The organism is Streptococcus oralis subsp. tigurinus (genome assembly GCF_002096275.1).
In the GTDB taxonomy this organism is placed as follows: Bacteria; Bacillota; Bacilli; order Lactobacillales; family Streptococcaceae; genus Streptococcus; species Streptococcus oralis_CN.
Genome location: NZ_NCUG01000018.1, coordinates 389764 through 414303, shown reverse-complemented (window position 1 = coordinate 414303; position 24540 = coordinate 389764). Strand labels below are relative to the sequence as shown.

Below are 24540 nucleotides of genomic sequence, written 5' to 3'. Positions count from 1 at the left end.
TGTGTGAGGACTTTTTCTATTAGGAGGATGATGATGAAATTTAAACGATGGTGTCGCTTGTTTTGAGTGAAAAGAGTATTATACAAGTGATTTAAAAGGAGAAAGAATATGAAAAATAAACGTTTGATTGGAATTATCGCTGGATTAGCTATATTGGTGGTGGCTAGCTTGATTTATTCATCAATGAACAAGCCAGCATCTAAAGAAGAGCAAAAGGTTGCTAAGGTTGGTGTCCTTCAATTTGTTAGTCACCCATCCTTGGACTTGATTTACCAAGGGATTCAAGATGGACTAGCTGAAGAAGGCTATAAGGACGACCAAGTAAAAATCGACTTTATGAACTCTGAAGGCGATCAGAGCAAGGTCGCAACCATGAGTAAACAATTGGTGGCAAATGGAAACGATGTTGTTGTTGGGATTGCGACACCAGCTGCTCAAGGACTCGCTAGTGCTACAAAAGACCTACCTGTTATCATGGCTGCTATTACAGACCCAATCGGTGCTAACTTGGTTAAAGATTTGAAAAAACCAGGTGGCAACATCACAGGGGTATCAGACCACAACCCAGCAGAACAACAAGTGGAATTGATTAAAACCCTCACACCAAATGTCAAAACAATTGGCGCTCTCTACTCAAGTAGCGAAGATAACTCAAAAACACAGGTAGAAGAATTCAAGGCTTATGCTGAAAAAGCAGGTTTGACAGTCGAAACCTTTGCCGTTCCTTCGACTAACGAAATTGCTTCAACAGTCAATGTTATGACAAGCAAGGTCGATGCGATTTGGGTTCCAATTGATAACACCATCGCATCCGCATTTTCAACAGTTGTTTCAAGCAACCAAACAGCTAAAAAGCCAATCTACCCAAGTGCTACTGCCATGGTAGAAGCAGGTGGATTAGCATCTGTAGTAGTTGACCAACACGATCTTGGAGTGGCTACTGGTAAAATGATTGCCAAAGTTTTGAAAGGTGAAAAACCAGCTGATACGCCAGTTAATGTCTTTTCAACTGGTAAGTCAGTGATTAATAAAAAACTAGCGCAGGAACTTGGTGTCACTATTCCTGAGTCCGTTCTAAAAGAAGCAGGACAAGTGATTGAATAAAGATAAAGGAGGAGCTGGACACATCTCCTCCCATTTTTACTAAAGAAAGAAATGAGTGAAAGATTATGATAGTATCCATTATTTCTCAGGGGATGGTCTGGGCGATTTTAGGTTTGGGAATCTTTATGACTTTTCGAATTTTGAATTTCCCTGATATGACTACTGAGGGCTCTTTTCCTCTAGGGGGAGCAGTAGCTGTAACCCTGATAACGCAGGGAGTCAATCCATTTTTAGCAACCCTAGCCGCAGTAGGAGCTGGCTGTCTAGCTGGAATGGCGACGGGACTCTTATATACTAAAGGAAACATTCCAACTCTCTTATCAGGAATTTTAGTAATGACTTCTTGCCATTCCATCATGCTGATGATTATGGGACGTGCCAATCTGGGGCTTCTTGGAACCAAGCAAATTCAGGATGTCTTTCCTTTTGATTCAGATCTTAACCAACTCCTGACTGGATTAATCTTTGTAGCTCTTGTTATTGGCCTTATGCTCTTTTTCCTTGATACCAAACTAGGTCAGGCTTACATCGCTACAGGTGACAATCCCGATATGGCTCGTAGCTTTGGTATCAATACAGGACGAATGGAACTTATGGGCTTGGTTCTCTCAAATGGGATCATCGCACTTGCAGGAGCCTTAATTGCTCAACAAGAAGGATACGCGGATGTTTCTCGAGGAATCGGCGTGATTGTCGTAGGGCTTGCTAGCTTGATTATTGGTGAGGTTTTGTTCAAGAGTTTGAGCTTGGCAGAGCGACTCATGACCATCGTTGTAGGGTCTATTGCTTATCAGTTCCTCGTCTGGGGAGTGATTGCTCTTGGGTTTAATACAAGTTATCTTCGTTTGTACAGCGCCTTGATTTTGGCAGTTTGCCTTATGATTCCAACCTTCAAAAGCAAATATCTGAAAGGAGTCAAGTTTAGCAAATGACAGCAATTGTAGAATTAAAAAATGCTACCAAAGTCATCACGAATGGCTTTAATGAGGAAAAAATCATTCTTAATGATGTTTCTCTTGAAATTTTCGAACATGATTTCATTACCATTCTAGGTGGAAATGGAGCTGGGAAGTCAACACTTTTTAACACTATTGCAGGTACCCTACCTTTAACAAGTGGAAGTATCCGTATCATGAGCGAGGATGTAACGCATTTTTCACCTGAAAAGCGGGCTAAGTATTTGTCTCGTGTCTTTCAGGATCCTAAGATGGGGACGGCTCCCCGTATGACGGTGGCGGAAAATCTCTTGATTGCCAAGTTTCGTGGTGAGAAGAGAGGACTCCTTCCTAGAAGACTTTCAAGCCATCGGGAAGAATTTCAGTCTACCATTGAAAAAGTGGGAAATGGGCTTGAAAAACATCTGGACACTCCTATTGAATTTCTATCAGGCGGTCAGCGTCAGGCATTGAGTCTCTTGATGGCAACCTTGAAGCGACCAGAGTTGCTCTTGTTGGATGAACACACAGCAGCCCTTGACCCAAAAACGAGTGTGGCCTTGATGGAATTAACAGATGACTTTGTCAACAAGGGTCATCTAACAGCCTTGATGATTACCCACCATATGGAAGATGCACTGAAGTATGGAAATCGTCTGATTGTCATGAAGGAAGGCCGTATCATCCAAGACCTCAATAAAGAAGAAAAAGCTAAGATGAAAATTTCAGACTACTATCAATTATTTGAATAGATGAGTTAAATTATCATCAAAAATAGTGAAGAAAAACTTAGAATCCTGAAAGTGTTTCTGAGTTTTTTATCTTCCTTTTCTATCCAGAAAAATATGGCAAAGAGAATTCCGGAAAGCGTATGAAATGGTTTACTTTTTTTCAGAAATAAGCTATACTAGTTAACGTAAAACTATGATAAGATGGAGGTATTGTGTATGGTTGACAAGCAAGTTATTGAAGAAATCAAAAACAATACCAACATTGTGGAAGTCATAGGCGACGTGATTTCTTTACAAAAGGCTGGACGGAACTATTTAGGGCTCTGTCCTTTTCATGGTGAGAAGACCCCTTCTTTCAACGTTGTGGAAGACAAGCAGTTTTATCACTGTTTCGGATGTGGTCGTTCAGGAGATGTTTTTAAGTTCATCGAAGAGTACCAAGGTGTGTCCTTTATGGAAGCTGTTCAGCTCTTAGGGGAGCGCGTCGGTATTCAATTAGCCATGCCTGTCCAGTCTCGTCCTCAACAGGCTTCGCCTCATCAAGCTTTATATGATATGCATGAAGAAGCTGCCCGTTTTTACCATGCAATTCTCATGACGACCAAGATGGGAGAAGAAGCAAGGGCTTATCTCTACAAACGTGGATTGACGGATGATGTTCTGAAGCACTTTCAAATTGGACTGGCTCCAGCAGAGAGAACCTATCTCTACCAACGTTTATCTGACAAGTTTGAGGAAAAGGATTTATTGGATTCGGGCTTGTTTTACTTGTCAGATGGCAATCAGTTTTATGATACTTTTTTTGGACGTATCATCTTTCCTTTGACCAATGACAAGGGGCAGGTTATTGCTTTTTCAGGTCGCATTTGGCAAGAAACGGATAGTCAGACTGCTAAGTATAAAAATAGTCGTTCGACTGCAATTTTTAACAAAAGTTACGAATTGTATCATTTGGACAAGGCAAAAAAGGGAACAGGGAAGATCACAGAGCTCTATCTGATGGAAGGCTTCATGGATGTGATTGCAGCCTACCGTGCTGGTATAGAAAATGCTGTAGCTTCCATGGGAACAGCCTTAAGCAAGGAGCATGTCGACCACCTCAAACGCTTTACCAAAAAGATAGTTCTCAGCTATGATGGCGATAAGGCAGGGCAGGCAGCAACAGCCAAGGCACTAGAGGAGTTAAAAGACTTCTCGGTGGAAGTTGTCCGAGTACCTGATGCCATGGACCCAGATGAGTATTTACAAAAGAATTCTGCTGAAGACCTGGCTTACCTCTTAACAAAGACTCGGATTAGTCCCATAGAGTTCTATATTCATCAGCTCAAGCCAGAAAATAGTGACAACTTGCAGGCACAAATCGAATTTATTGAAAAGATTGCGCCCCTAATCGCCAAGGAAAAGTCTATCACCGCCCAGAATTCCTATATCCACATTCTGGCGGATAATCTACCTTCTTTTGATTACCAGCAGGTGGAGCAGATTGTAAATGAAAGTCGGATTGTTCGAAGGCAGGAAAGAGTCAAAGAGGAGCAACCTCCGGCAGCGATTAGTCTACCTGTAACGCGGCAACTGACAGCAGTCATGAGAGCAGAGGCTCATCTCCTCTATAGGATGGCTGAGAATCCAGTTGTTTTGAATGACTATCGATTAAGAGAAGATTTTTTCTTTGATACCCCAGAATTTCAGATTCTTTACGAATTATTAAGTGAGCAGGGAGAAATCGGCTCAGAGGAGCTTTCTCATCAGACACCTGAAGTTGAAAATGCCTGGTACCACGTGCTTAGCCTGGATTTGCCAGCTGAGATGTCGCCTCAAGAGCTAGTGGAAGTCGAAGCGACTCGAAACCGTGCCCTCCTCAGCAAGGACAATTTAAGGATTAAAAAGAAAGTGCAGGAAGCTAGTCATGTAGGAGATACAGACATGGCCTTGGAAGAATTGCAACGATTGATTTCCCAAAAGAGAAGAATGGAGTAATAATGGCAACAAAACAAAAAGAAGTAACTACATTTGATGTGCAAGTAGCAGATTTTATCCGTAACCACAAAAAGACAGGAACAGCAACAGACGACGAAATCAATTCAAGTCTGGTTATTCCTTTTACCCTGGATGCAGATGGCATTGAAGACCTTTTGCAACGGATTCAGGATGCTGGAATTTCTATCACAGATAACGAAGGAAATCCAAGTGCGCGTGTGCTTAGTACAGAAGAAGAGCCTGAACTCAGTGATGAGGACTTGATTGGTTCAACTTCTGCTAAGGTTAATGACCCTGTCCGTATGTATTTGAAGGAAATTGGGGTTGTTCCTCTCTTGACCAACGAAGAAGAAAAAGAATTGGCACTTGCAGTTGAGGCTGGTGATATCGAAGCCAAACAACGTCTTGCGGAAGCCAACCTTCGTTTGGTAGTTTCGATTGCTAAGCGATACGTAGGTCGTGGCATGCAGTTTCTTGACTTGATTCAAGAAGGAAACATGGGCTTGATGAAGGCCGTGGATAAGTTTGACTATTCAAAAGGATTTAAGTTTTCTACGTATGCAACTTGGTGGATTCGTCAGGCGATTACTCGTGCCATCGCTGATCAGGCGCGTACTATTCGTATCCCTGTCCACATGGTGGAAACCATTAACAAGCTTGTCCGTGAACAGCGGAATCTCCTTCAGGAATTGGGTCAAGATCCAACTCCTGAACAAATCGCTGAGCGTATGGATATGACACCTGACAAGGTCCGTGAAATCCTAAAAATCGCCCAAGAGCCAGTATCACTTGAAACACCGATTGGTGAAGAGGACGATAGTCATCTTGGGGACTTTATCGAAGACGAAGTGATTGAAAATCCAGTAGACTACACAACTCGTATCGTCTTACGTGAGCAGTTGGATGAAGTCTTGGATACTCTCACAGACCGTGAAGAAAACGTCTTGCGCTTGCGCTTCGGGCTAGATGATGGGAAAATGCGTACTCTTGAAGATGTTGGTAAAGTCTTTAACGTGACTCGTGAACGTATTCGTCAGATTGAGGCTAAGGCTTTGAGAAAACTACGTCAACCAAGTCGCAGCAAACCGCTTCGTGATTTTATTGAAGATTAAGAGTGAGGATGAACATGGCTTATACAGAAGAGCAAATTGAAACGATTAAAACACGCATTTTAAATGCCTTGGAAGAAGTAATTGACCCTGAGTTGGGAATTGATATTGTCAACCTAGGTTTGATTTATGAAATTCGTTTTGATGGTGAAACTGGTCACACTGAAATTGATATGACCTTGACAACTATGGGGTGCCCACTGGCTGACCTCTTAACAGACCAGATACACGATGCGATGACTGAGGTTCCTGAGGTAACCAATATCGAAGTCAAATTGGTCTGGTATCCAGCATGGACGGTTGAAAAAATGAGTCGCTATGCGCGTATCGCCCTAGGAATTAAGTAATCGATTGGAAAATTGCGAGAGACGATTGGAAAAGAGAGGGGCTCCTCCATTTTCCTCTGGTCTCTTCTTTCTTTTACTGATTTTCTTGAAATAAAATGGTATAATGAGTAGTATGGAAAACAAAAAATTGCGTATTAATATGCTAAGTTCAAGTGAAAAGGTGGCTGGTCAAGGAGTGTCAGGAGCCTACCGTGAATTGGTGAGTCTCCTTCATCGTGATGCCAAAGATCAGTTGATTGTTACGGAGAATCTTCCTGTAGAGGCAGATGTAACCCACTTTCATACCATTGATTTCCCCTATTATTTATCTACTTTCCAAAAGAAACGCTCTGGGAGAAAAATTGGCTATGTGCATTTTTTGCCTGATACGCTTGAGGGGAGTTTGAAAATTCCATTTTTCTTAAAAGGAATTGTCAAACGCTATGTTTTTTCCTTTTACAACCGAATGGAACACCTGGTGGTGGTTAATCCCATGTTTATAGAGGATTTGGTGGCAGCTGGTATTCCACGTGAAAAAGTAACTTATATTCCAAACTTTGTAAATAAGGAAAAATGGCATCCACTGCCAGCTGACCAAGTAGCAAAACTTCGTCAGGAAATGGATTTAGCTGAAGAACAGTTTGTTGTTATCGGTGCGGGTCAGGTTCAGAAACGTAAAGGAATTGATGACTTTATTCGTCTTGCGGAGGAATTGCCAGAAGTTACTTTTATCTGGGCTGGAGGTTTTTCATTTGGCGGGATGACAGATGGTTATGAACGCTATAAAAAAATCATGGAGAATCCACCTAAAAATCTAATTTTCTCAGGTATTGTTCCTCCAGAGCGAATGCGAGAGCTCTACGCTTTGGCAGATTTGTTCTTGCTACCAAGTTACAATGAACTATTCCCTATGACTATCTTAGAGGCAGCTAGTTGTGAAGCACCGATTATGTTGAGGGATTTAGATCTATACAAGGTCATCCTTGAAGGGAATTATCGTGCGACAAGTGATGTTTCAGAGATGAGAGAAGCAATCCTAGAATATAAAGAAAATCCTGAAGCGTTGAAAGAATTGAAAGAAAAAGCGAAAAGGATATCCAAGCAGTATTCGGAAGAGCGTTTACTGGGAATTTGGTTAAAATTTTATCGGGAACAGGCTGCTCTAGGTAAAAAGTGAGGTAATCTATGCGAATTGGTTTATTTACAGACACCTATTTTCCTCAGGTTTCCGGGGTTGCGACCAGTATTCGAACCTTGAAGACAGAGCTTGAGAAGCAGGGGCATGCAGTTTTTATCTTTACAACAACAGATAAAGATGTGAATCGCTACGAGGATTGGCAAATCATTCGAATTCCGAGTGTTCCTTTCTTTGCATTTAAGGATCGACGATTTGCCTATCGAGGTTTTACAAAGGCACTTGAAATCGCCAAGCAGTATCAACTCGATATCATTCACACCCAGACAGAATTTTCACTTGGATTATTAGGAATTTGGATTGCACGAGAATTGAGAATTCCTGTTATCCATACTTACCATACCCAGTACGAAGACTATGTGCATTATATTGCTAAGGGGATGTTGATTCGTCCAAGTATGGTAAAATATCTGGTACGTGGTTTCCTTCGTGATGTAGATGGAGTAATCTGTCCTAGCGAGATTGTTCGGGACCTTTTATCTAAATACAAAGTGAAGGTTGAAAAACGTGTCATTCCAACCGGAATTGAGCTAGCTAAGTTTGAACGACCTGAGATTAAAGAGGAAAACTTGCAAGAACTTCGTTCGAAGTTAGGTATTCAGGAAGACGAGAAAATGCTACTGAGCCTTTCGCGTATTTCTTACGAGAAGAATATCCAAGCAGTTCTAGATGCTTTTACTGAAGTATTGAAAGAAGAAGACAAGGTGAAGTTGGTTGTTGCTGGAGACGGACCTTATCTGGATAGTCTGAAAGAACAAGCAGGGAAATTAAACATACAAAAACATGTGATTTTTACAGGTATGATTGCTCCAAGTGAGACAGCCTTGTACTATAAAGCAGCTGATTTCTTTATTTCAGCCTCTACGAGTGAAACTCAGGGTTTAACCTATCTAGAAAGTCTAGCCAGTGGAACGCCTGTTATTGCTCATGGCAATCCCTATCTTGAAAATCTGATCAATGATAAAATGTTTGGGACCCTCTACTATGGAGAACGAGAGCTTGCAGGAGCTATCCTTGAAGCTTTGATCGCTACTCCTGATATGTCTGAACAAAAGTTAGCGGATAAGTTGTACGAGATTTCGGCTGAAAATTTTGGGAAACGAGTTCATGAGTTTTACCTTGATGCCATTATCTCAAATAACTTTGAACATGAGCTACATGATGGACAACCTGTCACTCAGCGCTTCTTAAAAACGATTCTCTATCTACCTCAACAGGCTGTTACAAGCCCAGTAAAAGAATCCAAGCGTATTTTAAGAGCGTCTCGAAAACAATTGTCTAGTATCAGAGATTATTGGAGAGACGAATTCAAATAATAGAATAAGAGGAAAATATTATGAAAAAATTAATGCGAAGTGGAAAAAACCAAATAATTGGTGGAGTCTGTGCAGGAGTTGCCCATTATTTTGATATTGACCCAACAATTGTTCGTGTTGTTTGGGGTGTTCTTGCATTTTGTTATGGAGCAGGAATCCTTGCTTACATCATTTTATGGGTGGTTGCACCAGTTTCGACAGACTATTAAACTAGAATTATAAAGTGAAAAGGAGAAGTTATGGCTTTTGGAGATAATGGAAAACGTAAAAAAACATTGTTTGAGAAAGTGACACTTGTTGTCGTGCTCATCATGTTGTTTGTAACCCTTGCTGGTATCTTTGCGACAGCGCTTGGAGCATTTAGCAGATTCTAAGCAAGCTGCGTGGATAGAAACAATAACTAATGACTGGGTTCTCCCCAGCCTTTTTAAAGTGAGAAGAAAATATGAGTATGTTTTTAGATACAGCCAAGATTAAGGTCAAGGCTGGTAATGGTGGCGATGGCATGGTTGCCTTTCGCCGTGAAAAATATGTCCCGAATGGCGGTCCTTGGGGTGGTGATGGTGGACGTGGAGGTAACGTTGTTTTCGTAGTAGACGAGGGCTTGCGTACCTTGATGGATTTCCGCTATAACCGTCATTTCAAGGCTGATTCTGGTGAAAAAGGAATGACCAAAGGAATGCACGGACGTGGTGCAGAAGACCTTCGTGTTCGTGTGCCACAGGGAACTACTGTACGTGATGCAGAAACAGGTAAAGTCATTACAGACTTGATTGCACATGGTCAAGAATTTATCGTGGCTCATGGCGGCCGAGGTGGTCGTGGGAATATCCGTTTTGCAACACCAAAAAATCCTGCGCCTGAAATCTCTGAGAATGGAGAGCCAGGTCAAGAACGTGAGTTGCAACTGGAATTGAAGATTCTAGCGGATGTCGGCTTGGTCGGTTTCCCATCTGTCGGAAAGTCAACTTTGCTTAGTGTCATCACTTCAGCTAAACCTAAAATCGGTGCTTACCACTTTACGACGATTGTCCCTAATTTGGGTATGGTTCGTACACAGTCAGGTGAATCTTTTGCAGTAGCAGACCTTCCAGGTTTGATTGAAGGGGCTAGTCAAGGGGTTGGTCTTGGAACCCAGTTTCTCCGTCATATCGAACGTACACGAGTTATCCTCCATGTCATCGATATGTCAGCTAGCGAAGGACGTGATCCTTATGAGGATTACCTTGCTATCAATAAGGAATTAGAATCCTACAACCTTCGTCTCATGGAACGTCCGCAGATCATTGTGGCCAACAAGATGGATATGCCTGAAAGTCAGGAAAATCTTAAAACTTTCAAGGAAAAGTTGGTAGCAAACTACGACGAGTTTGAGGAACTTCCAGCCATCTTCCCTATTTCTGGATTGACCAAGCAAGGTTTGGCAACTCTTTTGGATGCGACAGCTGAATTGTTAGACAAGACTCCAGAATTCCCAATCTATGATGAGTCTGATATGGTAGAAGAGGCGTACTACGGTTTTGACGAGGAAGAAAAAGCCTTTGAGATTAGTCGTGATGATGATGCGACATGGGTACTTTCTGGTGAAAAACTCATGAAACTCTTTAACATGACCAACTTTGACCGTGACGAATCAGTTATGAAATTTGCCCGCCAGCTTCGTGGTATGGGGGTTGATGAAGCCCTTCGTGCGCGTGGAGCCAAAGATGGTGATTTGGTTCGCATCGGTAAATTTGAATTTGAATTTGTAGACTAGGAGATTGATATGGGAGATAAACCGATATCATTCCGAGATGCAGATGGAAATTTTGTTTCTGCAGCAGATGTATGGAATGAAAAGAAACTAGAAGAATTGTTTAATCGTCTCAACCCTAAACGTGCCCTTCGATTAGCACGTACAAAGAAAGAAGAAACACAGTCCAAGAAATAAAAAATTCCCGTGATTTTTTGATCACGGGATTTGTGTTATTCACCAAAGAAAAATGGTGGTGCATATTTTTTAAGACTTTCAAAACAAGCTTGCGCTTTTGTAGCATCCTCACAGATAATCATGCAGACATCATCTCCACAAAGCGTTGCAATGACATCTGGAAAGTCCAAGGAATCAATTACAGATCCAAATGATTGAGCCAAACCGGGTAAGGTTTTCAAAATAACTTGGTGTTGGACAGGACGCAACATAACAAGAGCATCTTCCATATAATTTTCAAGACGTTTTTCCCACTTGGAGATAGAGCCTGTATTTAACACGTAGTAAGAATGATCTTCTTCGCGTACTTTTGAAAGGTTCATGGTTTTGATATCGCGTGATAAGGTAGCCTGTGTAACTTGGATATCGTTTTCGGCTAACAAGGCTTGCAATTCCGCTTGGGTATGGATTTTATTTTTTGAAACGAGGGCACGAATAAGTTGGTGTCTGTGTTCAGATTTGTTCATAAGTGTTAATAGCTCCTTTTATGAGGGAATAGTGATAGTAGATTGTGCTAAATCAACAGTCAAGTGATAGTCTGTATTATCTCGAATTGTAATCTCAAAGTCTGTTGTGTAGAGCACTAAGCGGAGAATGTCTCCTTCCTTAAGTTTGTAAATAGTTGGTTGAAGCTCTAGCTTGAAGTCCATCCATTCATTTGGTTGGATTTCTTCGATTGTCAAGAGATCATCTCGGTTTTGAAGATTGAGGTAGCCTTTAGTGATGACACGTTGAGCACTTGGATTGAATGGCAGTTCACAGAGATTTTCTAACATGTGGTAACGACCATTATCAATTGTTCGGACTGATTGAACTGCTGGATAGGGTTGAAGGTACTTCTGTTGTCCTAGTTGGAGGAGTTGAGCAGATAATAAGCCCTTGTTTGTACTTGATTTGACACGAAGTTTCAGCTCCACTCGCCCATTTAAGTGAATGTCTTGACTTACTGGAAGGTCAATGGTGATTTGATTGGCTTTTCCTTGGTAAAGTTCTGTGTTGAAGGTTTGGTAAGTCTTGCCATAACGCTCAAAATCTTTTTGATCATACTGGTTTTGAATCACCTTTTCTTCAGTTCCAAGTGGGAAAGTATGCAGTTTATTCTGTTTGCCAAAGTCGTCAAGGCTCTGCCATGTTTGCGGTGCAGTATTGTCCTGCCAGATGATAGTAGGGAGTTGATAGCTTGAGTCAAGTCCTAACAGTTTCTTACTTAACAAGGCATTCATGGATTCGCGGAAGTCAATTGACTGCCAATTGTTCATATAGACATGGGCACCATGATGGAAAAAGAGGTGCTTATTGATATGAGTTGGAAGAGCATGAAACATCTGGTAAACATGAAGAGGTTTGACGTTCCAATCTTGAGAACCATGCGTAAAGACGACCTCAGCTTGAACCTTATGAGCATTGAGCAGATAGTTGCGGTCATGCCAAAACTGATTGTAGTCACCAGTCTTGCGATCTAATTGTTCTTTTACCTTCTCTAAGTCTGCCTGATGAGCTCCATTACCACGAATATAATCACCAGCTAGGAGATTACGGGAGTAGGTCAATTCAGCAAGTGAGTCAAAATCCTCACCTGGATAACCACCTGGGCTAGTCACCAAACCATTTTCCCGATAGTAGTTGTACCATGAGGAAATACCTGCTTCTGCGATGATCACTTCTAAGCCATCAACACCAGTGGTCGCAAGTCCATTGGACATGGTCCCTAGATAGGAAATTCCTGTTGTTGCGACTTTACCGTTTGACCAATCAGCCTTGACTTGACGTTTACGTGTGTGGTCCGTGAAAGCCCGGCAACGACCATTAAGCCAGTCAATCACGTTTTTATATGCTTCAATTTGATGGTAGTCCCCATTAGTCATGAGACCTTGGGAATCCCTGGTACCAACACCCGACACATAGAGATTGGCAAATCCTCGTGGGAGGAAGTAGTCATTGAGGGTGTATGAGCTGTTGATATGAGCTAACCTTTCTTCAGCTTCAGAGACGAGTTCAGTTTGGCCGAAAGGCTCGACTAAATTCAGCTTAGGCTCCTCAAGCTCAATGGTGTGGGCATGTTTAACCTCAAGTTCTCCTTCCATTTTGTAGAGAGCTTTATCGCTAGCTTTGACGTTGGTCCCTTGGTTATAAGGGCTGGCAGTCATAACTGAAGGAATCTGTCCATCATAACGCGGGCGAATAATGCTGACCTTGACTAAGTCAGGGAGACTGTCTTTATCAGTATCCACACGACTCTCGACATACACGACTTCACGAATGACATCATGAGTAGAGAAGGTTGCCAAGCTCTTACTGTTAAAGTAGTGGTAGTGATTGTCTTCTAAAATGAGTCCATCACTAACAAGCTGATCGATGAGCGTATTTCCTTTTTTCGTTCGCGTATTGAGTAACTGATAAAGATTTTCGATGAGATCTCCATAAACAATAGGAAATCCAGTTTCTTTACGGAATTGTTCGGCGTCCTCAAAGTCAACAAGATAGTTAAACCCTAAAAGTTGAAAAACTACCGTGTAGAAAACATCAGCAGTTAAATTACGCTCTGATTGGAAAAAAGTTAATAGATCTGTTTCGTTATCCGTGGCCAAAGTGGATAAGGCATAATCCGTGTTAGAATAAGTGAAAAAACTCCAACGGATGAAGTCTTCAAATTGCTTTTTTAAGGGCAGTTGAGGTGACAATTCCAGACCAAGACTTGCTAGTTCATCTAATTGTTGAGAACTAGTGGTCGGAAGATAGCTAAATTGATTAAAACGCATGGTTCTCTCCTTTGAAAACAGACTGAATTTATTATATCAAAAAATAAGGAAAAATGGAATAAATAAACTTTAATGAAAGAAATTTCGTGAAGCGGAATACCTATTTAGTAAGTTATTATAAAATGATGAATAAATACTATAATAAAAAGCCCTTTCTTAGAATTTTTTATATGTGAAATTGCATATAGAGTCTGGCCTTATTATACTTTACTTAGTATAAAAATGTCTAAAATGATATTCAAATCCATCTTATAATATTAAAAATTAAAGGGAAGAAAGACGGAGAGGTTGTAAATGCTGATGTTGAAAAGAAAGCATCCGAGTTGCTTCAATATCCAACTTAAAATGGTATAATAGTAGTAAAACGAAAGCAAGGAGGAGAAGAAATGATTGCGCAGCTCGACACCAAGACTGTTTACAGTTTTATGGAAAGTGTGGTTTCGATTGAAAAATATGTACAAACAGCTAAAGAGTATGGCTATTCTCACCTTGCTATCATGGATGTGGACAATCTCTATGGAGCCTATCATTTTCTAGAAGTGACTCGTAAGTATGGCATCCAACCTTTAATTGGTCTTGAAATGACCTTGATCAAAGATGAGGAGAATATTTCTCTCCGTTTTCTAGCTCTATCCACTAAAGGCTATCAAGAGTTGATGAAGTTATCCACTTTAAAAATGACTGGACGGAAAAATTGGTCTGACTTCACCTCCCACCTCGAAGATGTGGCCATTATTGTTCCCTATTTTAATGGGGTCGAACAACTGGATTTGGGGCATGATTATTTTATCGGTGTCAGTCCAGATACTCCTCAAGAAGTCTTTACCAGACCGATTCTTCCACTCTATCAAGTCAACTCTTTTGAAAAAGAAGATATACAAGTTTTGCAAATCTTGTCGGCAGTCAAGGACAATGTCAGTCTTAGGGAAGTGGATGTGCATTCACAACAAGGGATTTTTTTACCTGCCTCAGATTTAGAAGCTCGGTTTAAAAATCGCTTCTCTCAGGCACTTGCCAATCTACAAGGTTTGATAGAGAATGTTAGCTACCAACTTGATCCAAGTTTAAAACTCCCTCGCTTTAATCCTGAAAGACCAGCGGTGGAAGAGCTTCGAGCAAGAGCTGAGCAAGGCTTGAGTGACAAGGGGCTAACCTCAATTATCTATCGTGAGCGACTGAATGAAGAATTAGCTGTGATTCATGATATGGGATTTGACGATTATTTCCTTGTAGTTTGGGATTTGCTCCGTTTTGGACGTTCCCAAGGCTACTATATGGGTATGGGGCGTGGTTCTGCTGTTGGTAGTCTGGTGGCTTACTCACTTGATATCACAGGGATTGATCCGGTTGAAAAGAACTTGATTTTCGAGCGCTTTTTAAATCGTGAGCGCTATACCATGCCCGATATCGATATCGATATCCCTGACCTTTATAGACCAGAGTTCATTCGTTATGTTCGTGATCGCTATGGCAGTCAACACGTGGCACAGATTGTCACTTATTCGACCTTTGGAGCAAAACAAGCGATTCGTGATGTTTTCAAACGCTATGGCGTTCCAGAGTACGAATTAACAAATATTACGAAAAAAATCAGTTTCCGAGATACGCTAACGACGGCCTATGAAAAGAATTTGCAATTTAGACAGGTCATCAATAGCAAGATTGAATACCAAAAAGCTTTTGAGATTGCTCGAAAGATTGAAGGATATCCTCGTCAGACCTCTATCCATGCGGCAGGAGTCGTTATGAGTGACCAAGATTTGACGGACTATATTCCTCTAAAATACGGTGAGGACATGCTAATCACCCAATATGATGCACATGCAGTTGAAGCAAATGGCCTTCTAAAAATGGATTTCCTAGGTCTGCGTAACTTAACTTTTGTCCAAAAAATGCAGGAATTACTAGCTGAGTCAGAAGGTATTCATTTGAAAATCGAAGAGATTGATTTGGAAGACAAAGAAACTCTGGCCCTTTTTGCTTCTGGAAATACCAAGGGGATTTTCCAATTTGAACAACCTGGCGCCATTCGACTCTTGAAACGGGTCAAACCACAAGTCTTCGAAGAAGTGGTAGCAACGACATCCCTCAATAGACCAGGGGCTAGTGATTATATTGATAATTTTGTTGCTCGTAAGCACGGTAAAGAAAAGGTGACGGTACTAGATTCTGCCTTGGAGGATATTCTCTCATCAACCTACGGTATCATGCTCTATCAAGAGCAGGTCATGCAGGTAGCTCAGCGCTTTGGAGGCTTCAGTCTTGGTAAAGCCGATATTCTCAGACGAGCCATGGGGAAGAAAAATGCTAAAGAGATGCATTTGATGAAGGAAGATTTTATCACAGGAGCTATGAAACTTGGGCATACAGAAGAAAAAGCCAACCAAGTTTTTGCAGTGATGGAAAAGTTTGCGGGCTACGGATTTAACAGATCCCACGCCTATGCCTACTCAGCGCTGGCTTTCCAGCTAGCTTATTTCAAGACGCACTATCCTGCTATTTTCTTTCAAGTCATGTTGAATTATTCAAGCAGTGATTACATTGTGGATGCATTGCAGATGGGCTTTGAAGTAGCCCCGTTAGCAATCAATAGCATTCCCTATCACGATAAAATTGCTCAGAAGAAAATATATCTTGGTCTAAAAGCCATTAAGGGCATGCCAAGAGATTTTTCTTACTGGATCATCGAAAATCGTCCTTTTTCAAGTGTGGAAGATTTCGTCACGCGTCTCCCCAAGAATTACAAGAAACTTTCGCTTTTGACACCTTTGGTTGAACTAGGGCTTTTTGATGAATTTGACAAGAATCGCCAGAAAATCTTAGTAAACCTACCAAACTTATTTGTCTTTGTTGAGGAGTTGGGAGGTCTCTTTGCGGATACAACCTATAGTTGGACTGAGGCTGATGATTTTACAGAGGCGGAGAAATTTTATAAGGAGCAGGAATTGATTGGGGTAGGTATCAGTGCCCATCCTCTCCAAACTCTTGCCAAACAAGCCCTATATCCGACGACCCCGATCGCTAATCTAACCGAGGGGGCTCAAGCCACTCTTCTAGTTGAAGTGCAAAAACTAAAGGTGATTCGAACCAAGAAGGGCGAGAGCATGGCCTTTCTACAGGTTCATGATAGTAAGTCTCGGATGGATGTAACTGTATTTTCAGACCAATATAGAAAATTCGCTTCCATTTTATCCGAAGGAAAATTTTACTATATCAATGGAAGGGTTCAATCCCGAGATGGTCGTCTGCAAATGATTGCACAAGATTTGAAAGAAGCAGTGGCGGAACGATTCTGGATCCAAGTTAAAAATCATGAATACGATAAAGAGATTTCACATATCCTAGAACAATACAAAGGCCCAATTCCTGTGATTATCAGGTATGAAGAGGAGCAAAAAACAGTTGTTTCTACACGGCATTTTGTAAAAAAAGAGCCTGCTTTACAGGAGAAATTAAAGGAAATTACCATGAAAACGATTTATCGCTAAAAATACGAAAAATAGAAGAATTTTCGATTTAAATGTGGTATAATCAGTAAGAATGTTAAAAGGAAAAGGAGCAAAAACCAAATGAAACGTATTGCTGTTTTGACCAGTGGTGGAGACGCCCCTGGTATGAATGCTGCCATCCGTGCAGTAGTTCGCCAAGCAATCTCAGAAGGAATGGAAGTTTTCGGTATCTATGATGGGTATGCAGGTATGGTTGCCGGCGAAATTTATCCACTTGATGCTGCTTCAGTAGGAGACATCATTTCCCGTGGTGGTACTTTCCTTCACTCTGCTCGTTACCCTGAGTTTGCACAACTTGAAGGTCAACTTAAAGGGATTGAGCAGTTGAAAAAACACGGTATCGAAGGTGTCGTTGTTATCGGTGGTGACGGTTCTTATCACGGAGCTATGCGCTTGACTGAGCATGGATTCCCTGCTATCGGACTTCCAGGTACAATCGATAACGATATCGTAGGTACTGACTTCACAATCGGATTTGATACTGCAGTTACTACTGCAATGGATGCAATCGATAAGATTCGTGATACATCATCAAGTCACCGTCGTACTTTCGTTGTTGAAGTAATGGGACGTAATGCTGGCGATATCGCACTTTGGGCAGGTATTGCAACTGGTGCTGATGAAATCATTATCCCTGAAGAAGGCTTCAAGATGGAAGATATCGTAGCTAGTATCAAAGCTGGTTATGAATGTGGTAAAAAACACAACATCATCGTTTTGGCCGAGGGGGTTATGTCTGCCGATGAATTTGGTAAGAAACTAAAGGAAGCAGGAGATACTAGTGACCTTCGTGTGACTGAGCTTGGACATATCCAACGTGGTGGTTCACCAACCGCTCGTGACCGTGTATTAGCGTCACGTATGGGAGCACACGCTGTTAAACTTCTCAAACAAGGAATCGGTGGTGTCGCTGTTGGTATCCGTAACGAAAAAATGGTTGAAAACCCAATTCTTGGAACAGCAGAAGAAGGAGCCTTGTTCAGCCTAACAGCTGATGGCAAAATCGTTGTTAACAACCCTCACAAAGCTGACCTTGAACTTGCTAGCTTGAATAAGAGTTTGTCATAATCAACTTTAACTAATCTGGTAAAATGACCATAAAAGGTCAAATTATATAAAGGAGTCACAAATCATGAATAAACGTGTAAAAATCGTTGCAACTTTGGGTCCTGCGGTTGAAATCCGTGGTGGAAAGAAATTCGGTGATGACGGATACTGGGGTGAAAAACTTGACGTTGAAGCTTCAGCAAAAAACATTGCTAAATTGATTGAAGCGGGAGCTAACACTTTCCGTTTCAACTTCTCACACGGTGACCACCAAGAACAAGGTGAACGTATGGCAACTGTTAAACTTGCAGAAAAACTTGCAGGTAAAAAAGTTGGTTTCCTTCTTGATACTAAAGGACCAGAAATCCGTACTGAGTTGTTCGAAGGTGAAGCTAAAGAGTACTCATACAAAACTGGTGAAAAAATCCGTGTCGCAACTAAACAAGGAATCAAATCAACTCGTGAAGTGATTGCTTTGAACGTTGCTGGTGCTCTTGACATCTATGATGACGTTGAAGTTGGTCGCCAAGTATTGGTTGACGATGGTAAACTTGGTCTTCGCGTTGTAGAAAAAGACGATGCAACTCGTGAATTTGTAGTTGAAGTGGAAAATGACGGTGTTATCGCTAAACAAAAAGGTGTAAACATCCCTAACACTAAAATTCCTTTCCCAGCTCTTGCTGAACGTGATAACGATGATATCCGCTTTGGTCTTGAACAAGGTATTAACTTCATCGCGATTTCATTCGTCCGTACTGCAAAAGACGTTAACGAAGTTCGTGCAATCTGTGAAGAAACTGGTAACGGTCACGTTCAATTGTTCGCTAAAATCGAAAACCAACAAGGTATTGACAACTTGGATGAAATCATTGAAGCTGCTGACGGTATCATGATTGCTCGTGGTGACATGGGTATTGAAGTACCATTCGAAATGGTTCCAGTTTACCAAAAAATGATTATTACAAAAGTAAATGCAGCTGGTAAAGTCGCTATCACAGCAACAAACATGCTTGAAACTATGACTGAAAAACCACGTGCAACGCGTTCAGAAGTATCAGATGTGTTTAACGCTGTTATCGACGGAACCGATGCTACAATGCTTTCAGGTGAGTCTGCAAATGGTAAATATCCACTTGAGTCAGTTACTACGATGGCAACTATTGACAAAAATGCTCAAACTCTTTTAAAAGAATACGGTCGCTTGTCATCTGTTAACTTGTCACGTAATTCTAAGACTGAGGTTATGGCTTCAGCTGTTAAGGATGCGACAAATTCTATGAATATCAAGTTGGTGGTTACTCTTACTAAGACAGGTCACACTGCTCGTTTGATTTCTAAATACCGTCCAGATGCTGATATCTTGGCAATCACTTTCGATGAATTGACTCAGCGTGGTTTGATGCTTAACTGGGGAGTTATTCCAGTAACAACTGATCGCCCATCAAACACTGATGATATGTTTGATCTCGCTGAAAGAATTGCAGTTGAGCAAGGTTTGGTAGAATCTGGTGATGATATTGTTATCGTTGCAGGTGTACCACTTGGCGAAGCTATCCGTACAAACACAATGCGTATCCGTACAGTACGTTAATCTAACATTACAAAGCCTGTCATATCAAGCTTTATCGCTTGTGTGATAGGCTTTTTTTATTGAAATGGAATGTTTAATCAATAGGAATGGGAAAAAAATGAAAATTATGGTATAATAGAACGAAAAGACCTTTTTAGTAAATTTTGAAAGAGTATAACATGAGAAAAATTGTCATCAATGGTGGACATCCATTGCAAGGTGAGATCACCATTAGCGGTGCTAAAAATAGTGTTGTAGCGCTTATTCCAGCTATTATCTTATCAGATGATATTGTCACTTTAGATTGTGTTCCAGATATTTCAGACGTTGCTAGTCTTGTCGAAATCATGGAAATTATGGGGGCGACTGTTAAGCGTTATGATGATGTCTTGGAGATTGATCCAAGAGGCGTTCAAAACATTCCAATGCCATATGGCAAAATTAATAGTTTGCGTGCTTCTTATTATTTCTACGGAAGTCTCTTAGGTCGCTTTGGTGAAGCTACAGTTGGACTTCCTGGTGGATGTGATCTGGGGCCTCGTCCGATTGATCTTCACTTAAAAGCCTTTGAGGCCATGGGTGCTAAAGTTAGCTATGAGGGAGATAATATGAATTTATCTGCCCAAGGTAAGGGACTTCATGGCGCAAGTATTTACATGGATACCGTCAGCGTTGGTGCAACGATTAACACCATGATTGCTGCGGTCAAAGCTAAGGGGCGTACTGTCATTGAAAATGCGGCTCGTGAACCGGAAATTATCGATGTTGCTACCCTTTTGAACAATATGGGCGCTCACATTCGTGGTGCAGGGACTGATATTATCATTATTGATGGTGTTGAGAAACTTCATGGAACGCGTCACCAAGTCATTCCAGACCGTATCGAAGCTGGAACCTATATTTCACTTGCTGCAGCGGTAGGAAAAGGAATCCGTATTAACAACGTTCTCTACGAGCACTTAGAAGGTTTTATCGCCAAACTAGAGGAAATGGGCGTTCATATGACGGTCTCAGAAGACAGTATCTTCGTTGAAGAGCAGTCTGATTTGAAGGCCATCAATATCAAAACAGCTCCTTATCCTGGATTTGCAACCGATTTGCAACAGCCAATAACTCCGCTATTGCTGACTGCTCAAGGTCGTGGAACCATTATTGATACGATTTATGAAAAACGTGTTAACCATGTTTTTGAATTAGCAAAAATGGATGCGGATATTACGACTACAAATGATCATATTATCTACAATGGTGGTCGTAGATTGCACGGGGCAAGCGTAAAAGCTACAGACTTGCGAGCTGGTGCTGCACTTGTCATTGCTGGCTTGATGGCTGAAGGTAAAACTGAAATTACAAATATTGAGTTTATCTTGCGTGGCTACTCAGATATTATTGAGAAATTACGTAGTCTCGGAGCGGATATTACACTCGTTGAAGACTAAACCGTTGAGGTGATTATGAATATTTGGACCAAATTAGCAATGTTTTCTTTTTTTGAAACGGAGCGCTTATATTTGCGTCCTTTCTTTTTTAGTGACAGTCAAGCATTTTACGAGATTGCTTCCAATCCTGAAAATTTGCAGTTTATTTTTCCTAGTCAATCAAGTTTAGAAGAAAGTCAATACGCGCTTGCCAACTATTTTATGAAGGCTCCTCTAGGTGTTTGGGCCATTTGTCTCCAAGGAAATCAGGAAATGATTGGCTCTATTAAATTTGAAAAGATTGATGAAATCAAAAAAGAAGCAGAAATTGGTTATTTCTTAAAAAAAGATTCTTGGTCACAAGGTTATATGACAGAAGTAGTTACCAAACTTTGTCAGCTTTCCTTTGAAGAATTTGGTTTAAAACAATTATCCATCATCACTCATCTGGAGAATCAGGCTAGTCAAAAAGTAGCCTTAAAATCGGGATTTAGTCTCGTCCGACAGTTTAAGGGGAGCGACCGCTATACACGAAAAATGAGAGACTATCTTGAATTTCGATATATAAAAGGAGAATTCAATGAGTAAACACCAGGAAATCTTGTCCTATCTGGAAGAGTTGCCAATTGGGAAAAGAGTTAGTGTTCGCAGTATCTCTAATCATCTAGGTGTTAGTGACGGAACCGCCTACCGAGCTATCAAAGAAGCTGAAAATCGTGGCATCGTTGAAACTCGGCCACGTAGTGGAACCATACGAGTTAAGCCAAAGAAAGTGGCCATTGAACGGCTAACCTATGCTGAAATCGCTGAAGTCACCTCCTCTGAAGTTTTAGCCGGCCAGGAAGGGCTAGAGAGAGAGTTTAGCAAATTTTCCATTGGGGCCATGACAGAGCAGAATATCCTGTCCTATCTCCATGATGGTGGTCTTGTGATCGTAGGTGACCGCACTCGCATTCAACTTTTAGCCTTGGAAAATGAAAATGCGGTCCTCGTTACAGGTGGTTTTCATGTTCAGGATGATGTTCTTGAGTTGGCCAATAAAAAAAATATTCCAGTCCTGAGAAGTAAACATGATACTTTTACAGTAGCGACCATGATTAACAAAGCTCTCTCAAATGTTCAAATCAAAACCGATATTCTGACGGTCGAGAAGCTCTATCGTCCCAGTCACGAGTATGGTTTTTTGAGAGAAACGGATACAGTCAAAGACTATCTAGACTTGGTTCGTAAGAACAGAAGTAGCCGTTTTCCAGTCGTTAATCAATACCAAGTGGTTGTTGGGGTTGTTACTATGCGTGACGCAGGAGACAAGTCTCCCAGCACAACGATTGACAAGGTGATGACGCGGAGCATCTTCGTAACAGGTTTAGCGACGAATATTGCCAATGTCAGTCAACGAATGATAGCCGAAGACTTTGAGATGGTTCCCGTTGTTCGAAGTAACCAGACTCTACTTGGTGTCGTAACACGAAGAGATGTCATGGAAAAAATGAGTCGTTCTCAAGTATCAGCTTTGCCAACTTTTTCAGAGCAAATCGGGCAGAAACTATCTTATCATCACGATGAAGTAGTCATTACTGTTGAGCCGTTCATGTTGGAGAAAAATGGTGTACTTGCTAATGGTGTCTTGGCTGAAATCCTTAATCATATGACCCAAGACCTTGTTGTCAATAGCGGGCGCAATCTTATCATAGAGCAGATGTTGATTTATTTCTTGCAGGCTGTTCAGATTGATGATACTCTGCGAATTCAGGCTCGCATTATTCATCACACAAGGCGCTCGGCTATTATTGATTATGATATTTATCATGGTCATCAGATTGTATCAAAAGCAAATGTTACAGTGAAAATCAATTAGAATCTAGGAGAAAAAATGATAACTTTAAAATCAGCACGTGAAATCGAAGCCATGGACAAGGCTGGTGATTTCCTAGCAAGTATCCATATCGGCTTACGTGATTTGATTAAGCCAGGCGTGGATATGTGGGAAGTGGAAGAATATGTTCGTCGACGTTGTAAAGAGGAGAATTTCCTTCCTTTACAGATTGGCGTGGATGGTGCAGTTATGGATTACCCCTATGCCACTTGTTGCTCTCTCAACGACGAAGTAGCTCACGCTTTTCCACGTCATTACATCTTGAAAGATGGCGATTTGCTCAAGGTTGACATGGTATTGGGCGGTCCAATTGCCAAATCCGATCTCAATGTATCTAAACTCAACTTCAACAATGTTGATCAAATGAAAAAATACACCCAAAGTTATACTGGTGGTTTAGCAGACTCATGCTGGGCTTATGCGGTTGGTACACCGTCTGAAGAAGTGAAAAACCTGATGGACGTGACCAAGGAAGCTATGTATAAAGGGATTGAGCAAGCAGTTGTTGGCAATCGTATCGGTGATATCGGTGCTGCAATTCAAGAATATGCTGAAAGTCGTGGTTATGGTGTAGTGCGTGATTTGGTTGGTCACGGAGTTGGTCCAACTATGCACGAGGAGCCAATGGTCCCTAACTATGGTGTCGCTGGTCGTGGTCTCCGTCTCCGTGAAGGAATGGTCCTGACCATTGAACCCATGATCAATACTGGGAATTGGGAAATTGATACAGATATGAAAACTGGCTGGGCTCATAAAACCATCGATGGCGGCCTATCTTGTCAATATGAACACCAGTTTGTGATTACAAAAGACGGTCCTGTTATCTTGACAAGTCAAGGTGAAGAAGGAACGTATTAAAACGAAAGGAGCTTAGCTCCTTTTTTTGTGTCAAATTTAGTCAAAATAAATAAGCGTAGCAAAGTTGTCACAAATTTTTTCTTTTGTAGTAAAATAAGATTAGAATTTTTTGAAAGTAGGTAATTCGTTGGAGTCGATTATATTTCTAGTATCCGTTTTTTTAGCAGGTATTCTGTCCTTCTTTTCACCCTGCATCTTTCCTTTGCTACCTGTCTATGCTGGCATTTTACTGGATGATCAGGGAAATTCGAAAAGCTTTCGCTTTTTTGGAAGAAACGTTGCATGGTCAGGCTTAATCCGGACCTTGTGCTTTGTTGCAGGAATCTCCCTCATTTTCTTTATTTTGGGATTTGGAGCGGGATTCCTAGGGCATATGCTCTATGCTGACTGGTTTCGTTATGTTATGGGAGCAGTCATTATCCTCTTGGGCCTTCACCAGATGGAAATCTTGCATTTCAATAAACTGGAAGTTCAAAAGACAGTCACCTTCAAACAATCCAAGTCGAATCACTATCTGTCAGCCTTTTTACTTGGGATAACCTTTAGTTTTGGTTGGACCCCTTGTATCGGACCAGTCTTAAGTTCAGTCTTGGCCCTAGCAGCTTCAGGTGGCAATGGTGCTTGGCAAGGAGCCGTGTTAACATTAGTATACACATTGGGAATGGCCCTTCCTTTCATTGTTTTGGCCTTGGCTTCGGGCTGGATTATGCCCTATTTTAGTAAATTAAAACCCCATATGATTCTACTAAAGAAAATCGGGGGAGCTTTGATTATTTTGATGGGATTATTATTAATGCTAGGGCAGTTAAATGCCTTGTCAGGAATTCTTGGATAAAAGGAG

Annotated in this window: 22 protein-coding genes; 20 read left to right on the top strand and 2 right to left on the bottom strand. The window is 41.2% G+C overall.

Annotated elements, in window-relative coordinates:
* The first annotated feature begins 108 nt into the window (after positions 1 to 108).
* The 12 genes from trpX to B7725_RS10005 all read left to right on the top strand — a co-directional run bounded on the left by trpX (position 109) and on the right by B7725_RS10005 (position 10623).
* Complete coding sequence (gene trpX / locus B7725_RS07130) at positions 109 to 1104, top strand: tryptophan ABC transporter substrate-binding protein (RefSeq protein WP_084875374.1); 996 nt, start codon at positions 109 to 111, stop codon at positions 1102 to 1104.
* Between the two features lie 65 nt (positions 1105 to 1169).
* Positions 1170 to 2036, top strand: a complete 867-nt coding sequence (locus B7725_RS07125; protein WP_084875372.1) for an ABC transporter permease — start codon at positions 1170 to 1172, stop codon at positions 2034 to 2036.
* On the top strand, positions 2033 to 2791 hold the full coding sequence (locus B7725_RS07120) for an ABC transporter ATP-binding protein (RefSeq protein ID WP_084875370.1): 759 nt from the start codon (positions 2033 to 2035) through the stop codon (positions 2789 to 2791). The genes B7725_RS07125 and B7725_RS07120 overlap by 4 nt, the downstream gene beginning before the upstream one ends.
* Positions 2792 to 2986: 195 nt before the next feature.
* Entirely contained in the window at positions 2987 to 4747 is a 1761-nt protein-coding gene (gene dnaG, locus B7725_RS07115; protein WP_084875368.1) for a DNA primase, read from the top strand.
* Positions 4748 to 4749: 2 nt separating this feature from the next.
* Entirely contained in the window at positions 4750 to 5859 is a 1110-nt protein-coding gene (gene rpoD / locus B7725_RS07110) for an RNA polymerase sigma factor RpoD (RefSeq protein WP_000201893.1), read from the top strand.
* A gap of 14 nt (positions 5860 to 5873) precedes the next feature.
* Positions 5874 to 6203: a metal-sulfur cluster assembly factor gene (locus tag B7725_RS07105; protein WP_000331931.1), complete on the top strand. Its 330-nt coding sequence runs from the start codon at positions 5874 to 5876 to the stop codon at positions 6201 to 6203.
* A 112-nt stretch (positions 6204 to 6315) separates the two neighbouring features.
* Positions 6316 to 7359 (top strand): glycosyltransferase family 4 protein, encoded by a 1044-nt coding sequence (locus B7725_RS07100; RefSeq protein ID WP_193431822.1) that lies wholly within the window; start codon positions 6316 to 6318, stop codon positions 7357 to 7359.
* 8 nt (positions 7360 to 7367) lie between these two features.
* Positions 7368 to 8693, top strand: coding sequence for a glycosyltransferase family 4 protein (locus B7725_RS07095; protein WP_084875367.1), 1326 nt, complete (start codon positions 7368 to 7370; stop codon positions 8691 to 8693).
* A 20-nt stretch (positions 8694 to 8713) separates the two neighbouring features.
* Entirely contained in the window at positions 8714 to 8902 is a 189-nt protein-coding gene (locus B7725_RS07090) for a PspC domain-containing protein (protein ID WP_000735791.1), read from the top strand.
* A gap of 30 nt (positions 8903 to 8932) precedes the next feature.
* The gene (locus tag B7725_RS07085; protein WP_000863851.1) at positions 8933 to 9067 is read left to right on the top strand and encodes a DUF4044 domain-containing protein; all 135 of its coding nucleotides are present in this window, start codon (positions 8933 to 8935) and stop codon (positions 9065 to 9067) included.
* 71 nt (positions 9068 to 9138) lie between these two features.
* Complete coding sequence (obgE, locus tag B7725_RS07080; RefSeq protein WP_084875365.1) at positions 9139 to 10449, top strand: GTPase ObgE; 1311 nt, start codon at positions 9139 to 9141, stop codon at positions 10447 to 10449.
* A gap of 9 nt (positions 10450 to 10458) precedes the next feature.
* Positions 10459 to 10623 carry a hypothetical protein gene (locus tag B7725_RS10005; RefSeq protein WP_000502578.1) on the top strand — a complete coding sequence of 55 codons (165 nt, stop codon included), beginning with the start codon at positions 10459 to 10461 and terminating at the stop codon, positions 10621 to 10623.
* A 35-nt stretch (positions 10624 to 10658) separates the two neighbouring features.
* Here the strand turns inward: B7725_RS10005 and B7725_RS07070 are convergent, their stop codons facing one another.
* Together B7725_RS07070 and B7725_RS07065 are read right to left on the bottom strand one after the other, a co-directional pair.
* Positions 10659 to 11129, bottom strand: a complete 471-nt coding sequence (locus B7725_RS07070; RefSeq protein WP_001043015.1) for an arginine repressor — start codon at positions 11127 to 11129, stop codon at positions 10659 to 10661.
* Between the two features lie 18 nt (positions 11130 to 11147).
* Positions 11148 to 13421 carry a Xaa-Pro dipeptidyl-peptidase gene (locus tag B7725_RS07065; RefSeq protein ID WP_084875364.1) on the bottom strand — a complete coding sequence of 758 codons (2274 nt, stop codon included), beginning with the start codon at positions 13419 to 13421 and terminating at the stop codon, positions 11148 to 11150.
* A gap of 386 nt (positions 13422 to 13807) precedes the next feature.
* On the opposite strand from B7725_RS07065, the gene B7725_RS07060 reads away from it, so the two are divergent.
* The 8 genes from B7725_RS07060 (at position 13808) to ccdA2 (ending at position 24534) form a co-directional block, all read left to right on the top strand.
* Positions 13808 to 16909 (top strand): DNA polymerase III subunit alpha, encoded by a 3102-nt coding sequence (locus tag B7725_RS07060; protein WP_084875362.1) that lies wholly within the window; start codon positions 13808 to 13810, stop codon positions 16907 to 16909.
* Between the two features lie 81 nt (positions 16910 to 16990).
* Positions 16991 to 17998: a 6-phosphofructokinase gene (gene pfkA, locus B7725_RS07055; RefSeq protein ID WP_000820879.1), complete on the top strand. Its 1008-nt coding sequence runs from the start codon at positions 16991 to 16993 to the stop codon at positions 17996 to 17998.
* Positions 17999 to 18062: 64 nt separating this feature from the next.
* Positions 18063 to 19568, top strand: a complete 1506-nt coding sequence (pyk, locus tag B7725_RS07050) for a pyruvate kinase (protein ID WP_084875360.1) — start codon at positions 18063 to 18065, stop codon at positions 19566 to 19568.
* A gap of 158 nt (positions 19569 to 19726) precedes the next feature.
* The gene (locus B7725_RS07045; RefSeq protein ID WP_084875358.1) at positions 19727 to 20986 is read left to right on the top strand and encodes a UDP-N-acetylglucosamine 1-carboxyvinyltransferase; all 1260 of its coding nucleotides are present in this window, start codon (positions 19727 to 19729) and stop codon (positions 20984 to 20986) included.
* 15 nt (positions 20987 to 21001) lie between these two features.
* Entirely contained in the window at positions 21002 to 21553 is a 552-nt protein-coding gene (locus B7725_RS07040) for a GNAT family N-acetyltransferase (RefSeq protein WP_007519468.1), read from the top strand.
* Positions 21546 to 22823 carry a CBS-HotDog domain-containing transcription factor SpxR gene (gene spxR, locus B7725_RS07035; RefSeq protein WP_084875357.1) on the top strand — a complete coding sequence of 426 codons (1278 nt, stop codon included), beginning with the start codon at positions 21546 to 21548 and terminating at the stop codon, positions 22821 to 22823. Before B7725_RS07040 ends, spxR begins: the two co-directional genes overlap by 8 nt.
* A gap of 15 nt (positions 22824 to 22838) precedes the next feature.
* A complete protein-coding gene (locus B7725_RS07030; protein ID WP_084875355.1) occupies positions 22839 to 23699 on the top strand; it encodes a methionyl aminopeptidase in 861 nt (286 codons plus the stop codon).
* A gap of 127 nt (positions 23700 to 23826) precedes the next feature.
* Entirely contained in the window at positions 23827 to 24534 is a 708-nt protein-coding gene (gene ccdA2, locus B7725_RS07025; protein ID WP_084875353.1) for a thiol-disulfide oxidoreductase-associated membrane protein CcdA2, read from the top strand.
* Positions 24535 to 24540 lie beyond the last annotated feature (6 nt).

Bases quoted from the DNA above. Each gene is read 5' to 3' on its own strand.
- trpX (WP_084875374.1), top strand. From the start codon at position 109: ATGAAAAATAAACGTTTGATTGGAATTATCGCTGGATTAGCTATATTG.
- B7725_RS07125 (WP_084875372.1), top strand. From the start codon at position 1,170: ATGATAGTATCCATTATTTCTCAGGGGATGGTCTGGGCGATTTTAGGT.
- B7725_RS07120 (WP_084875370.1), top strand. From the start codon at position 2,033: ATGACAGCAATTGTAGAATTAAAAAATGCTACCAAAGTCATCACGAAT.
- dnaG (WP_084875368.1), top strand. From the start codon at position 2,987: ATGGTTGACAAGCAAGTTATTGAAGAAATCAAAAACAATACCAACATT.
- rpoD (WP_000201893.1), top strand. From the start codon at position 4,750: ATGGCAACAAAACAAAAAGAAGTAACTACATTTGATGTGCAAGTAGCA.
- B7725_RS07105 (WP_000331931.1), top strand. From the start codon at position 5,874: ATGGCTTATACAGAAGAGCAAATTGAAACGATTAAAACACGCATTTTA.
- B7725_RS07100 (WP_193431822.1), top strand. From the start codon at position 6,316: ATGGAAAACAAAAAATTGCGTATTAATATGCTAAGTTCAAGTGAAAAG.
- B7725_RS07095 (WP_084875367.1), top strand. From the start codon at position 7,368: ATGCGAATTGGTTTATTTACAGACACCTATTTTCCTCAGGTTTCCGGG.
- B7725_RS07090 (WP_000735791.1), top strand. From the start codon at position 8,714: ATGAAAAAATTAATGCGAAGTGGAAAAAACCAAATAATTGGTGGAGTC.
- B7725_RS07085 (WP_000863851.1), top strand. From the start codon at position 8,933: ATGGCTTTTGGAGATAATGGAAAACGTAAAAAAACATTGTTTGAGAAA.
- obgE (WP_084875365.1), top strand. From the start codon at position 9,139: ATGAGTATGTTTTTAGATACAGCCAAGATTAAGGTCAAGGCTGGTAAT.
- B7725_RS10005 (WP_000502578.1), top strand. From the start codon at position 10,459: ATGGGAGATAAACCGATATCATTCCGAGATGCAGATGGAAATTTTGTT.
- B7725_RS07070 (WP_001043015.1), bottom strand. From the start codon at position 11,129: ATGAACAAATCTGAACACAGACACCAACTTATTCGTGCCCTCGTTTCA.
- B7725_RS07065 (WP_084875364.1), bottom strand. From the start codon at position 13,421: ATGCGTTTTAATCAATTTAGCTATCTTCCGACCACTAGTTCTCAACAA.
- B7725_RS07060 (WP_084875362.1), top strand. From the start codon at position 13,808: ATGATTGCGCAGCTCGACACCAAGACTGTTTACAGTTTTATGGAAAGT.
- pfkA (WP_000820879.1), top strand. From the start codon at position 16,991: ATGAAACGTATTGCTGTTTTGACCAGTGGTGGAGACGCCCCTGGTATG.
- pyk (WP_084875360.1), top strand. From the start codon at position 18,063: ATGAATAAACGTGTAAAAATCGTTGCAACTTTGGGTCCTGCGGTTGAA.
- B7725_RS07045 (WP_084875358.1), top strand. From the start codon at position 19,727: ATGAGAAAAATTGTCATCAATGGTGGACATCCATTGCAAGGTGAGATC.
- B7725_RS07040 (WP_007519468.1), top strand. From the start codon at position 21,002: ATGAATATTTGGACCAAATTAGCAATGTTTTCTTTTTTTGAAACGGAG.
- spxR (WP_084875357.1), top strand. From the start codon at position 21,546: ATGAGTAAACACCAGGAAATCTTGTCCTATCTGGAAGAGTTGCCAATT.
- B7725_RS07030 (WP_084875355.1), top strand. From the start codon at position 22,839: ATGATAACTTTAAAATCAGCACGTGAAATCGAAGCCATGGACAAGGCT.